The sequence below is a fragment of the Paraliobacillus ryukyuensis genome, from assembly GCF_003315295.1.
GTDB classification, from domain to species: domain Bacteria; phylum Bacillota; class Bacilli; order Bacillales; family Amphibacillaceae; genus Paraliobacillus; species Paraliobacillus ryukyuensis.
Genome location: NZ_QNRI01000007.1, coordinates 46,291 through 60,364 on the forward strand (window position 1 = coordinate 46,291; position 14,074 = coordinate 60,364).

Here is a 14,074-nt window from a genome sequence, read left to right on the forward strand (position 1 = left end):
TAGTGGAAAAACAGCCATCAAAAAAACTAGATACCCTATCTTTCAAAGTATCCAGCTTTTATTAATTATATTCTATTATTGGTTTAAATAGCTCCACGCATACTGTGCATACAATTCAGCACCTGTCGAAAGCGCATCTTCGTCAATATTAAAACGACCATGATGATGTGGCCATCTTGTGTCTTTGTCCGGATTACCACTGCCAACTACTGCAAAACTACCTGGCACTTCACTAAGATAAAAACTAAAGTCTTCGGCTCCCATCGTTGGTTTTTCTTCATACAATACATCTTCCCCAAATGCTTGGGCAGCGACCTGTTGTACCAGTTTCGCAGTTTTTTCTTCGTTAATAACCGCTTTCGTACCATGAATGTAATCTACTGTTGCAGTTGCTCCGTACAATGCAGCGGTTTGTTCTGCATAATGTTTCAACTGTTGTTCAATAAAATCACGTGTCTCTGGATCAAAACAACGAACAGTTCCTTCCAGAACAGCATTTTCAGCAATAACATTAAAGCGTGTACCAACAGTCATTTTCCCAATGGTCAACACACCGGCAAGTTGTGGGTCGATCATTCTGGAAATCACAGGTTGGACGTTCATGACAAATGCAGAAGCTACAACGGAAGCATCAATGGAGGTATGTGGCATTGCTCCATGACCACCTTTTCCTTTAAACGTAACAGTAAATAGATCTGCTGCTGCAAATGTAGGTCCAGGTAAACAACTAACCTTTCCTGTTTCCATTTGTGACCAGATATGAATGCCAAATATATTATCTACACCTTGAACTGCTCCTTGTTGAACAAATGCTTTTGCGCCTTGTGCCACTTCTTCAGCCGGTTGAAATAGCAAGCGAACAGTGCCAGTCAAATCATCTTTTACTTTATTTAATGCTTTTGCTGCTATCATTAGCATCGATGTGTGTGCATCATGACCGCAAGCATGCATTTTTCCATCTTCTTGTGAAACATACGACAAACCTTTGTTTAACTCTTCTACAGAAAGAGCATCCATATCTCCACGAAGGGCAACGGTTTTTCCGGGTTTTCCTCCCTTAATTTCTGCGATCACACCAGTCGGTTCTGTTCGCCGATACGTAATGCCCAGTTGATCAAGATAGTTACAAACAAATTCGGTTGTATGCACTTCCTCCCAAGATAGCTCAGGTTCAGCATGAAGCTTTCGACGTAAGGTAATGAGTTCTTCGTTCGATGCCTGGATAACTTCCTTTATTTTTTGATTGAGCATGGATTATTTCGCCTCCGTTAATTGTTTAGCTGTTTCATAAAAAATTTCTACTGCATTTGCAATATGTGCTACATCTGACCACTCTTCTGGGCAATGACTTAAACCTGCCTTACTCGGGATAAATAACATACCTACATCGGTAACATCTGAAAAAACCATCGCATCATGACCTGCCCCACTATTAATCGAGCAAAATGTGATACCACAATTCTCACTTTGCTTTTTTAACTGGTTTCGAATTGTTTCACTAAGGGCTTTTGGCTGAATATATAATTTCTCTTCCACATCGATTTCTATTCCATTCCCTTGATGAGAATCTACGCATTGTAGCATTTGATTAATCACATGTCGCACATTTTCTTCTTCTCCCGAGCGAATATCTACGGTGAAAATGACTTTATCTGGAATAACATTTGAACCGTTTGGAAAAACATTTAACTGACCAGTTGTTAAAACAGTTCCATTTCCTTCTTTGATGGCAAAGTCAGGTAAGGTACTAACAATTTTAGCAGCGGTAATTAAAGCATCTGATCGTTTATCCATTGGCGTTGTTCCTGCATGACCAGCTTGACCTTTCACCGTTATTTCATATTGCGTAAGACCAACAATCGATTCGACGACACCAATTGGAATATTCTTTTCTTCCAAAATTGGTCCTTGCTCAATATGCAACTCTAAAAAAGCCTTCATTGTTTTGGGATCTCTCATTTTAGGAAGTGAGGGATCCAATCCGATGTCTTGCATTGCTTCTTTGGGGGAAATACCATCTTTATCTTGTAGCTGATAAAAGTCTCCCTCCCTTAATAATCCAGTGATTCCTCGCGATCCCATTAAACCACCCCCAAATCGGGAACCTTCTTCTTCTACTAATGCAACGATTTCCAATGGATAGGTTGGCTTGATGTTATGTTGCTGAAACAAATTGGCAACCTCAAGCGCAGCAACTACCCCTGCCGGCCCATCATAAGCACCACCATTTGGTACCGAATCAAAGTGTGATCCAATCAGGACACTAGGTGCATCTGGATTACTACCCTCCAATTTACCAAAAATATTACCAAAACCATCTTCTTTGACAGTAAGTCCCGCTGCTTGCATTTGTTCTTTTAGATAATTTCTTGTTTGTAAATCTTCTTTACTATAGGTGAGACGAGTTGTCCCGTTACCAGGTGTAGCAGTATAGGTTGCTATCATTTCAATATGTTGTTCAATTCTATTTTTAAGTTGGCTCATTCTTTATTCTCCTTTTTATAAGAACCCGACAAAGATGCCTGCTAAAATAACCGACACAATGGTAACGGTGATAAAACCGCCTACTAACATTGGCGGCAACATATGACTAGTTAAAACCGCTTTTTCCTCTTCATCATCAGTTAGTGACTTGATTACTTCATTTGTAATAATATAATCTGCCGGGAATCCGTATAACGCAGTTAAAGAAACAGCGAACGCTAAATGTTTACTAACTTTCAGGACTTTTCCTGCAATAAAAGAAAAGATATACATACCAATAATAGCAAGCACAATGCTACCCACCAACGGGAATAATAATTCCAGTAACATCGATGGTGTTGCTCGATTTAAGCCATCAAGTACAAATAGCATTAACGCTAAAATCGCAAGACCAAAGCCGTTTGCTTTTTGCAATACTTGCTTCTCAAGAAAACCAATACTAGTAGCAATGACACCAAATAATAGACAAAGTACAAATGGACTTATTTCTACAAGCGGTGCCAGTACTGTGGATACAAGATAGGCTAGATATGCCACAAAAGCGAGTTTAAAGAATTTAAAGAAATCCGTATTATATTTTTCAGGTAGCTTCCATTTCGACTGATTGGTTTTTGCTTCAGTCTTTTCAACTGTGCTATTCGCTTGCTTTGCTTGTAATTCTCCTTTTTGATAAAGTTTCAATAATCGTTGCCCTTCTTTTTTCAAAACAATTGAGGTAATCGGATAGCCAGCAAATCCTTGGATTACATAAATGACGATTCCCAATACAGCTAGTGATGATAATCCTGCTGCATTAGCAGCATCAGACATAAGTAAAGAAGACACAAGTCCTCCCACCAATGGTGGTGTAGCAACTACCATGGTTTTAAAACCAAATAAAAGTACACCAATTGACATTAATACCGTTACAACACCAACAATACCTGATAATGCTATAACGATGGTTTTCCACTGCGCTTTTAATTCTTTAAGTGATAGCAATGTACCCATGTTGGTAATCAACAAGTACATTAGCATCGTAGCAGTAGCAGATGGAATTCCCGCTAACGCCACAATATCCTGTGGAAAGAACGTCCAATATCCTAATAAAAATAAAACTGCACAAACAAAAATGGATGGTATCCATGCTTTGGTTCGAACAGCAACTGCATCTCCAATAAATAAAATAAGTGTAAGTAGTGCTAAAGCTAACATTTGCGACATATGCATCCCTCTTCTTTCTTTTGTTGTCTGTTGTTAAAATAAAAGAATATTTCAAATATAAAACATGTAAGCATAATAATACACATGTCGAATCAAGTCAATTGTTTTGTCTGAAAATTATGTTTGTTCTGTATTTTTTGTTCAATGTAAAATGACCTATATATCATAAATAATACTAATAGGTAATAGATAGGCTTGTTTACTTGATTTTTAACTAAAAAAAGAACCTGTGGAGTATTTCCGCAGGTTTCTTTAATAAGATTAGAATATCGCTCTTTTCAATTGTTTCATATAAAAATAACGAACAACCAAAAAGTAGATGATTTGAATGCAGGCAAAACTTCCTAAAACGTAGAAAGATTCTTTCAAAAGATTGTGGTTAAATAAATGAGACAAAGCTGTGAGTGCTACACCCCCATGGATGATGGCCACGACAATTGGCGCAAAAAATAATAAACTAATTTGACGATTAACTACTTTTTTTAATTCAAATTCTTTCAATCCAATTTTAGCAATGGAACGAAACTTCTGTTTTTCACCATTCATATCAGTAAACAATCGAAAATACAAAAAGCTACCTGCTGCAACAAAAAAGACAATTCCAATAAATAAACCAATGAATAAAATCGGACCATAAAACTTGTTAATCTCATACAGTTGATAATCTGGAACAAAAACTTTAGTAGGCACTTCTGTGTTTAACTTTTCTCCGACTGTTATTAATTGATTTTCCTGTCCCGCTTTAGCTTGCCATACTACATTTATATATGTGTTTTCTGGTTTGCCTAGCTGATCATAGCTATCATCATTTACTACATAATAACCATTTAATTCAGATATAGCCTCTGATTCAATTACTTTCTTTGGAGTAATCATGTCTCCATTGGTCAACTTAATGGTTGCTTCCATTAATTTTTCACCAGCATTTGTTTCTTGTCCTAATACTGCTGCATTTGCCTCAACTACAATAGCTTCATTTTCTGCAGGTGAAACTGTATTCTCGCCAATTAATCGCGCGATGTTATTGAACTCTGAAGCTCTTACAATTAAAACTTTTTCTTCCTCTTTTACCGGTTGAAAGTAGCTTAATCGAATGGATTCCATTTCGGTAGTTACATTTTCTTTAACTAAAGTGGCATTGATCCGCCTCATATCATCTTCTATTATTTCTTGACTGTCCTCTTTATTAGGAACATATTCAATTGAATACGGGTTAGCATCTGTTATATCTTTCATGAGTATTGATTGGAAACCATACAATGACCCAATTGCACTGAAAGCAACCGTTGAAATCATGGCCACCATAAAAAAAGTTCGTGCATTATCCTTTAGTCGAAAAGATAAATCAGATAATAGTAGCATATTGGTTTTTTTCCAAAAAATTGCTTTATTTCTTTTTACGCTTCTTATAAGAAACACACTAAGTTGCGTGAATAGCAAATACGTTCCAATTGTAACAACGATAATGACAGGAATCATAGCACTAACAACGACAATTCCTTTTACAATGAGTGCCGCTACATAACCACTAATCAGCAAAAGTGCCGCAACTATTGATAATAGAACAGAAGCTTTTGGCTCGTTCTTAGGCTGTTGATCTCCTTTTATCAAATCAACCAATTTATTTGTCCGCAGGAAAAATGAGACAAAGAACGAAATAAATAAAAACAAAAGAAGAAAACTAATTAGTGTAATCACGATTGCCTTTATTGGAAAATAAAAATCAAGCGATTCATCAATAATTAAAATGTTTTCTGCAATAAGTAGGATTGCTTTCGAGAATAACAATCCGAGTAAAATTCCACCTACTGTCGCAAAAAAACCAATTAAGATATTTTCTAAAAATACTATCAAGCGAACTTGCTTAGTTGAAGCACCAAGTGTCATTAATAAACCGAATTCTTTTTTTCGCGATTGTAAAAAAGCACTCATCGAATATAAAATAAAAAAGAACGAAAATACATAGATAATGCCGCCTGCTACTGTCATACCTAATAGCACGTTTTGATTAAGTGAGCCCTCTCCAAACGTCGGATGAAAAGCAAAATTACCGAAAGTAAAAAACACCATTACGGTAAACATACTGCTTAAAAAATAAGCAATATAGGTCCTTTTGTTACGCCACACATTTTTAAATGCGAACTGACGAAAAGTCATCACCTTCGCCTCCCATCAATGAGAGCATATCAATGATCTTTTGGAAAAAGGCTTGTCTACTCTCTCCACAATGGATTTCTGAATGTAACTTGCCATCTTGGATAAAAATAACCCGATCAGAATAGCTTGCTGCTTGTGGATCATGTGTTACCATTAGAAGACTCGTGTGCTCCTGCTTATTGATAGTAGATAGCAAGTTCATCACATCTTTGGAAGCCTTTGAATCCAAATTACCTGTAGGTTCATCTGCTAATAATAGCTTTGGTTGATGAATCATCGCTCTAGCAATGGCTACCCGCTGCATTTGCCCACCAGATATTTCGTATGTTCGTTTTTCCATAATAGCTTCGATACCAAGGACTTTAGCTATCTCATCCGCTTTCTGTTTCATATCCTTAACTTTCGTACCTTCCAATGTCAAAGGAAGGACAATGTTCTCTTCCACCGTTAAAGTATGCAACAAATTAAAGTCTTGAAAAACAAACCCCAATTTGTTTCGACGAAATTTAGCTAACGCATTTTTCTTCAAGTTATGTGGATTTTCCCCTTCAACTTCTACTTGCCCAGTAGTTGGCGCATCATTCGTCGAAATAATATTTAGTAGTGTTGTTTTTCCACTTCCTGACGGCCCCATAATGGCAACAAATTCACCTCTATCAATTTCTAGATTAATATCCGTAAGGGCACGATAAGCAATTTTCCCTTCGTATATCTTGCTTACCTTTGATAATCTAAGCATAACCATGCTCCTCTCAACTTTTATAGTAAAAGTATAGTCATAATCATTAAGTTCTACGATCGATTATGCTTTCATGAACCTTACAATGATGTAAGGTTTTGCGTTTCTGAGAAAATAATACGCATGGTTGTTCCTTTTCCAACTGTTGATTCCATTTCTAAGCGATGTTCAAGTCTTTGCGCCACTTCACTTACTAAATATAAACCCATCCCTGTTGATTCACGATATTTTCTGCCATTATCCCCTGTATAAAATTTCGTAAATATCCGCTTCTGATCACTAACAGGTATACCCGCACCAAAATCTTGCACTTCCAATACCGCTTCCTGTCCTCGCTGATAGATTGCAATGCTTAGTTGTTTGGTTTGCCCGGTGGAATATTTCACCGCATTGTGGACGAGTTGGGTTAAAATAAAAAACAACCACTTTTCATCTGTTTCTACTTTAACTTCTGATTTCACTTGTAATTGCGGATATACTTCATTACGGATATAAAAACGCTTATTATCATGGTTTACATCATGAACCAACTTAGAAAGTATCACTGGCTTTATCTGAAAGTCTTCGGTGATTGTGCGTAGTCTTGCCATATAAAGGACTGTATTCAAACCATTTTTTAATCGATCGGTTTCCTCACGAATACTTGATGATTCTGGTTCATCTAAGGTTTGCGCTGTTAATTCAATTACAGAGAGCGGTGTTTTCATCTGATGGACCCAACGATCCATAAATAACAAATGCTCCTCTTGCTGCTCTTCTGCTTGTTGGAGTTTTTCTTGGTAGAGACGATATTGTGAGCGCAGTAATTCTGACAGTGCTTCTGTTATTGGCACCTGATCAGTCGATTCAAGTGATTGCTCCAAGTTTTTCATTGGAGATTGCAATCGTTGATAATAGCTTCGTCTACTAAAATAGTGATAGATAAGATAGCCAGTAGTGCATACAATTCCCAAAAAAACAACATAAACCATAACGCTCATGGATCGATACCCATCAAGCCAAAATAGCACTGGGAATAAGAGACACTGAAAAAGCTGAAGAATGATAAATAGTAAATGTTCCCGCAGAAACAATCTCATGCGTTATCACCACTCCAAGTAATACGCAATCGATAACCTGCTCCTCTAACTGTTTCCACCGCCTCTTCGATTCCAATAGATTGAAATTTACTTCTCACACGCGTGATATTTACATTCAAGGTATTTTCATCGACATAGACTTGGTCATCCCATAGTTTTTCAAGTAGATCTTGCCTTCCTGCAACACGCGGATATCGCTCGAATAAGCTCTCGATGATGAATGTTTCATTTTTTGTTAAGGAAGTAGTTTGCGATTTGAACTGCAACTCTAACCGTTCGGGATATAGTTTTAATCCCTCTTGTATTAATACACGTTCTTCAAATTTTGTAGCATATTCGCCATATGCTCTACGAAACTGGCTTCTGATCTTAGCCATAACCACATCTGGATGAAACGGTTTTGTAATAAAATCATCTGCACCATTATCTAGCGCCATTACCTGATCCATTTCCCCTGTACGTGCTGAAATAAAAATCACTGGACAAATGGATTCCTTTCTAATTTGGCGACACCAATAATACCCGTCATAGCTTGGCAGATTTATATCAAGCAAGACGAGTGCTGGATTAGATTGACGAAAAGTGCACATTATTTGATCAAAGTCAGTAGCAATAACAACTTCATAATGGTACTTTTTTATGTATGAGCTTAAGTAATTAGCAATTTTAACATCGTCTTCCACAATCAATATTTTTTCCAATTTCGATTCTCCTAACTAGCGATTCATTACTGTTAGTTTATCATTACGTTGGCAATTTTTCCTATACGTATCAATTAAAAAGTAGGAGTTTCCTTCGCATTAAGGTTAACTCCTACTTCTTAAAAGACATTGAGTTTAGTAATTACGTAAACACACGCTCTCTCAGTTCGATAGACTCAAATGTATTTTCAGCAGCTACTTCATACATCAATTCAATCAGTCTTGCATGATGCGTGAAAAATATAACTTGGGTATAGTTCGATAAATCTAGTAATAGCTTCAAAGTTTCTTTCGAACGTTCATCATCAAAATGCACAAGGATATCATCGACAATAAATGGAATCGGCTCGTTCTCTGACACATATTTTTTAATACTTGCGATGCGAAGTGCCAAATACAACTGGTCAGTGGTCCCGTCACTCATTCCCGATATTCTTATCTTTTCATCGTTACGAATTCCCATCATTATCGGTTGATCTTTTTCATCAAAATCGACATCAATACCGTCAAAGGAATGCAAAGTCAATTGTCTAAAAAGTTCACTTGCTTGTTTCATAATTGGACTTTGATTTTGTTCACGATAATACTCTATCCCTTTTTGTAATATTAAGGAAGCTAGCTTATGATTGACATATTGATCGGTTAACTTGGCGATGTTAGCTAACACACTTTCCTTTTCTTCAGCAGCTTGCACCGCAGCATAGTTAGTTCCTTCAATCTTATCTTTATATTCTTGTTTCACTACACCATGTTTTTGTTCAAGCTCAGATCTTGTTTTATCTAACTCTTGTTTTTTTCTACTTATTTCAGCTAACTGGTGATCAATTTCATCATGATTAGCATTGTTTGCTTCTGCTAGGAGTTGCTCTAATGTTAAGCCATCTCCTATTTGTACAATTTCTTCTTCTTTTTGTGCCAGATCGACTTTTAGTGTTTGCTTTTGTTTCGATGCCGCTTCTACTTCAACTAATTCCGCTAATGTGTTACATCCAGCTTGTTCCATTAACTGGTTTAATGTTTCGTTTGCATTTTTCATGACATTGTCAGCTTCTTGTTTTTCTTGTTCCAGCTCTTCTTTTCGGGTAGTTAGATTCACACGTTTTTCTTTATCCAATTGTGCATTTTTTAACTTCTCATACATTTGTGTCACAAACATATCTGTAGTCATATCTGGAAAAGAGGAGGATAGACTTCCCTTCAAATTTTCAACTTTTTGCTCAAAACTATTGATCTGGTCTTTGACTGTTTTTATGACTGCTTCGTTTTGTTGCAATTCTTCATAGTGTTGCACAGCTGATTCAAATGTTTCTAACAGATCAGTTGCAATCGTTGGCATCGTATCTGCTGCTAGGGGTAATCCTTCTAGGGACTTTATCCATTGTTTATTCCACTGCTCCATTTGCGTATCAATATCAGCTTGTCTTTCTTTTGCATCAGTTAATTTATCTGCTAACTCTTTTGTTCGCGCTTGTAAGTTGATTCGATCGTTTGCTAGTTTCATAATATGCTTTCTAATATTTTCTGCTTTATCAAGCAATTCAACCAATGTCAGTCCTGATGGCAGTGTAGCGAAAACATGTAGGGAGCTGCGCAATAGATCGATACATTTATCCCGTCGCTCTATTAATCTAGCAATTTCCTGTGCTAGTTTCTGCTGATTTACTATTAAACCATAGATATGGTCATACTGTTCTTTCCATTCAATCATTTCACTTGGTGTCAGTGGATCAATAGTTGCTGGGCGCCATTCTTTTTGCCAATTGGCTTGCCATGTTGCTTGTTCTTCCTCTACTTTAGCGTCTTCTGTTTGTAATGCTGCTAGATTTTTTCTATTAACCTCTAGGTCAGCCATCAGTTTATTCTTTTCGCCAAGCTTTTCTGCTTCTCTTCGCATCAAGTCAGCAGTATCATCTGTTTTATTCATGCTTTTTTCAAAAGCTAAATCAAGGGGCAGTCCTTGTGTGAATGCTTGTAGTTCTTGATCATCGACAGGGTGATCATTTAATTTATTTCGAATGACCAACCAGCCTGCATCACGCTGGTGACGTAATTGTTGTAACAGCGATTCGGTCGGGATATCAGCTAATGATTCTAGTTCTCGCATTCGCTTTTCGTTTGCTTCTATTGCTTTATTTTCTTCTGCAATCTTTTGTTTAAGCAGTTGCCGTTCTTGCTTAAGCTCTTGCTCTTTTTGCTCATACTTCTTAATCGTATTTTTTAAATTCGGCACCGGTAATTGTACCAGTTGATTACTTGTACCGTCCCAAAGTGAAAGTCGATGGATTAAGTCAGCTATTTCTTGTTCTAATTGGGTCAATTCTAGCTGTTTATCATGAAGCTGCGTTTCTAATTTCCCTTCTTCTTTCACTTGATTAATCGCATTTTCCAATGTCGAAACATCAACTGTTTCATCAAGTTTGTCCAATTGTTCGTTATGCTTTGCTAACTCTTGCTCGAGGTCAGCAACTTCCTTTGTTACCCTTTTTCTTTCTTGTTCTAATAATGGATATTGTTTACTTAGCTCTCGGATCTCTCTCTTATTCGCTGCAGCAATGCGGTACTTCTCAATATCTGCTAGATTTGTATTCGTTGCATCGATATCTTTTAAAGTAGCTAGCACTTGTTGCTCAAGCTGACGTTGCTTTCCTTCTAAACTAGGTAATTGCTCACGGTTATTTCGATAACCATCAAGTGCACGATTCAGTTCTTCAATACGCGCTTCTTGCTCAAGTATCGCGGTTGGAACAGACAGATTCTCGATCTGTTGTTCAATTTGCTGTAGTTTCTCGACTAATTCTCGCCCTTTCTGTTCAGCGGTTTCTTTGCGTTGTAGGGCTTCGTTTTTGTACTGTTCCACTTGCTCAGGCATATCTGGCGTGTCACTTAACCTGCTCAACTTTTCGATCAATTGATAGCGAAGAGCAATCTTAGGTAATGTTTGTTTTAAGCGGCGAAATTTTGTTTCTTCGATGCCTAATGCTTTTACTTCTTCTTTTAAGTCTTCGATTTGTTTTTTGCCATCTGAATAGTTTTGTTCTAACTGTTTCCATTCCTGTACTTTTAATTGATTTTCTGATATTTGTTTGGACAGTTCCTTTTCTTGCTTAATCGCCTGGTTAATGGCTGGTTTTGAACCACTTTTCAAATATAGATTTCGAGCAGTATTATCCAATTCATCTAAAACATCACGGAGCTCACTGATTCCAGATGCCGCTGAGAATAAGCTTTCACCTACATTACCATCACTTTGAAATAAGCTTTCTCCACCTTGACGCAAACGGACATGATCAAGGGCAAACATATTGGTAAATTGCTGTTCACTCATTCCATCAAGAAACGTTTGCACTTCTTTTTCTTCTAGTGGTTCATTTTCTTCATTAAGTGCTGTATTCTTACGACCTTTTCTACGGTAGAAGGCTAATGTTTCCCCATTCTGCTTTCTAAGTTGCCCACCAATCCGTAGCTTTTGATTACTATGGAGGAAAGAGTCTGTTGTTTGTTGTGGAAAACCATACAACAGATTAGATACGGAGCGAAGAATTGTGCTTTTTCCTGCTTCATTAGGCCCGTAAAGAATATGAAAATTCTTAGCATTATCAAATGGAAGTTCAAAATCCGTAAAATGACCAAATGCTTTTAAATTTAAGTGATCAAACCGCATTATCTAGCACCCTCCTTCGTTTGAAAATAATATAAAATTAAGTCTTCTACTTCTTGTAACCTATCTTTCAACGCAGATGAATCAGAAAAATGAAAACCATCTTCCCCATGTTTCACTTCATAAGGTAAAGCATGATAGATATCTTTGAACTCCTCTAACAGCAATTGTAACGTTTCTTCGTCTTCTTTCACGTTTTCTAAAAACTCTAAAATCGTTGCCACAGGAGTATGTTGTTCCTTTAATTGATCCAAATCAACAAGACGAGTGGTGTTGAATTTAATTTTTTCAACCCAAACATCTCCTAAGGTTATCGCCATAGAACGAAGGTTATTCATCACATACTCTTTGTTAACAATTAATTGATTGTGCATTGGACTTGCACCTGTTAGCTGAAAACGAACAGCCAAAAACCTGCCATCTGTTTGTTGTTGTAGTTGCTCTAATTGCATTCTCGCTTCTTCGATGACATCTTCCATTGTCTCAGCAAAAGAGACATCCACCGTACAAACTTCCCACCGGATAACATCTATTGCTTGGTGTTCATAAGCATCAATACTTCCATCTTTGACATGCACAATCGTACAGCCCTTTTCGCCAGTCTCACGAATATGCCTCCCTTGAATATTTCCTGGAAACAGAATGACTGGATCATATGCATGCAATGCTTCTCGTAAATGAATATGACCTAAAGCCCAGTAATCGTAACCTTTAGCGATCAAATCCTCGACTGAACAAGGAGCATAATTTTCGTGCCCTTCTCGTCCTGTTGCACTTGTGTGTAGGATTCCAATATTTAAGTACCCTTCCTTTTTTCGAGGATAATCCTTTGAGAGATTTTCTGTTACCGACCGTGTCATAAACCCTTGGCCATGTAGGGCAACTTTTAATTCTTCATCTACTTCGGTTGTAGGTTGATGTACCGGAAATTCCTTCACATTATCGGGGAGCTTTAACTCCTTGGTAATGATACTTTGCGCATCATGATTTCCACGGATCATATACACATTAATACCTGCTTGTTGTAAACGCGTCATCTGTCTGACGAAAAATAAACCGGTATTGTAATCTTTCCAATCCCCATCATACAGATCACCAGCAATAATTAGAAAAGAAACATTTCGTTCGATTGCTAGATTAACTAAATTTTTCAACGCTTCTCTCGTTGCATTTCGGATATCTTCTATCGGTGCACCTTCATACTTTTCAAGACCTTTAAGCGGACTATCTAAGTGGATATCAGCAGCGTGTATAAACGTAAATGACATACTGTTTCTCCTCTCTGTCAATTTCCTATTTGCGGTCTATTAGCTTTATAGATAAAAACTCTTCATTACTATATTTAAACACAGATTACGCCTACATTTCTTTAACAAATACTTCTATATTTCTGTGTATTTAACCTTCTATATCTTTAATCTTACCAAAAATCTGTTTATTAAGTTATCTATATGGTTGCTGACTTGATGTTTTATCCATTTTAACGTCACTATTGTTTTCATATAAAAAAAATGAAACTTCCTAATTGATAGAAGTTCCACTTTATTTCTTAGTAACTAACTGAACGAACCCTCTAATTACTTTACATGTATCTTTGCACATCTTTTACGAACAAATTAGAAACAGAATTTACTACAATATCAAAATATTCTTCTTCGAAATCACTAAGATCCGACATATCTCCTTGTATTGTTTTCAGAGTTAATCCATCACGTTTCGCTACCTTTTCATCTTGTTCTAGTTGCTTTTTAGATATATCAGTAACTATTACATCTGCTCCAGTGGCCGCCAAAACGGGACCTTGTTGCCCACCACCTGATGCTAAGCAAAGTATCTTTAACCCTTCTAATGATTTTGGAAACCATTGTCTAGGAACTGCTTTTTCTGTGGTGACTGTGATTTCCCATTCACCTGACCTACTTTTTTCTATTATATTACTACTTACAGATTGAGTATATCTAGAGCCTTCCTCTACCTTTTTATCCCAAGCATTACTGTTCTGTTGTGTCGTGTCCATTGTAATTCCTCCTAATTATCTATTTGCATAGTAAGA

9 protein-coding genes and 1 pseudogene are annotated in these 14,074 nt (G+C 36.9%); all 10 read right to left on the reverse strand.

Annotated elements, in window-relative coordinates; genetic code table 11:
- Nucleotides 1–75: 75 nt before the first annotated feature.
- Complete coding sequence (locus DES48_RS10690; protein ID WP_079708977.1) at nucleotides 76–1,251, reverse strand: M20 family metallopeptidase; 1,176 nt, start codon at nucleotides 1,249–1,251, stop codon at nucleotides 76–78.
- Nucleotides 1,252–1,254: 3 nt separating this feature from the next.
- On the reverse strand, nucleotides 1,255–2,484 hold the full coding sequence (locus DES48_RS10695; protein ID WP_113869100.1) for a Zn-dependent hydrolase: 1,230 nt from the start codon (nucleotides 2,482–2,484) through the stop codon (nucleotides 1,255–1,257).
- 15 nt (nucleotides 2,485–2,499) lie between these two features.
- Nucleotides 2,500–3,687, reverse strand: a complete 1,188-nt coding sequence (locus DES48_RS10700) for a hypothetical protein (RefSeq protein ID WP_079708975.1) — start codon at nucleotides 3,685–3,687, stop codon at nucleotides 2,500–2,502.
- Nucleotides 3,688–3,948: 261 nt separating this feature from the next.
- Nucleotides 3,949–5,844: an ABC transporter permease gene (locus DES48_RS10705; protein WP_113869102.1), complete on the reverse strand. Its 1,896-nt coding sequence runs from the start codon at nucleotides 5,842–5,844 to the stop codon at nucleotides 3,949–3,951.
- Entirely contained in the window at nucleotides 5,819–6,583 is a 765-nt protein-coding gene (locus DES48_RS10710; RefSeq protein ID WP_079708973.1) for an ABC transporter ATP-binding protein, read from the reverse strand. The genes DES48_RS10705 and DES48_RS10710 overlap by 26 nt, the downstream gene beginning before the upstream one ends.
- 80 nt (nucleotides 6,584–6,663) lie before the next feature.
- Complete coding sequence (locus tag DES48_RS10715) at nucleotides 6,664–7,662, reverse strand: ATP-binding protein (RefSeq protein WP_079708972.1); 999 nt, start codon at nucleotides 7,660–7,662, stop codon at nucleotides 6,664–6,666.
- Nucleotides 7,659–8,363: a response regulator transcription factor gene (locus tag DES48_RS10720; protein WP_079708971.1), complete on the reverse strand. Its 705-nt coding sequence runs from the start codon at nucleotides 8,361–8,363 to the stop codon at nucleotides 7,659–7,661. The genes DES48_RS10715 and DES48_RS10720 overlap by 4 nt, the downstream gene beginning before the upstream one ends.
- Nucleotides 8,364–8,505: 142 nt before the next feature.
- The gene (locus tag DES48_RS10725) at nucleotides 8,506–12,024 is read right to left on the reverse strand and encodes a YhaN family protein (protein ID WP_113869104.1); all 3,519 of its coding nucleotides are present in this window, start codon (nucleotides 12,022–12,024) and stop codon (nucleotides 8,506–8,508) included.
- Nucleotides 12,024–13,289: a metallophosphoesterase family protein gene (locus tag DES48_RS10730; RefSeq protein WP_113869106.1), complete on the reverse strand. Its 1,266-nt coding sequence runs from the start codon at nucleotides 13,287–13,289 to the stop codon at nucleotides 12,024–12,026. Before DES48_RS10730 ends, DES48_RS10725 begins: the two co-directional genes overlap by 1 nt.
- Nucleotides 13,290–13,618: 329 nt before the next feature.
- Nucleotides 13,619–14,038: pseudogene (locus DES48_RS10735) on the reverse strand (class I SAM-dependent methyltransferase); the annotation flags it as partial.
- Nucleotides 14,039–14,074: the final 36 nt, after the last annotated feature.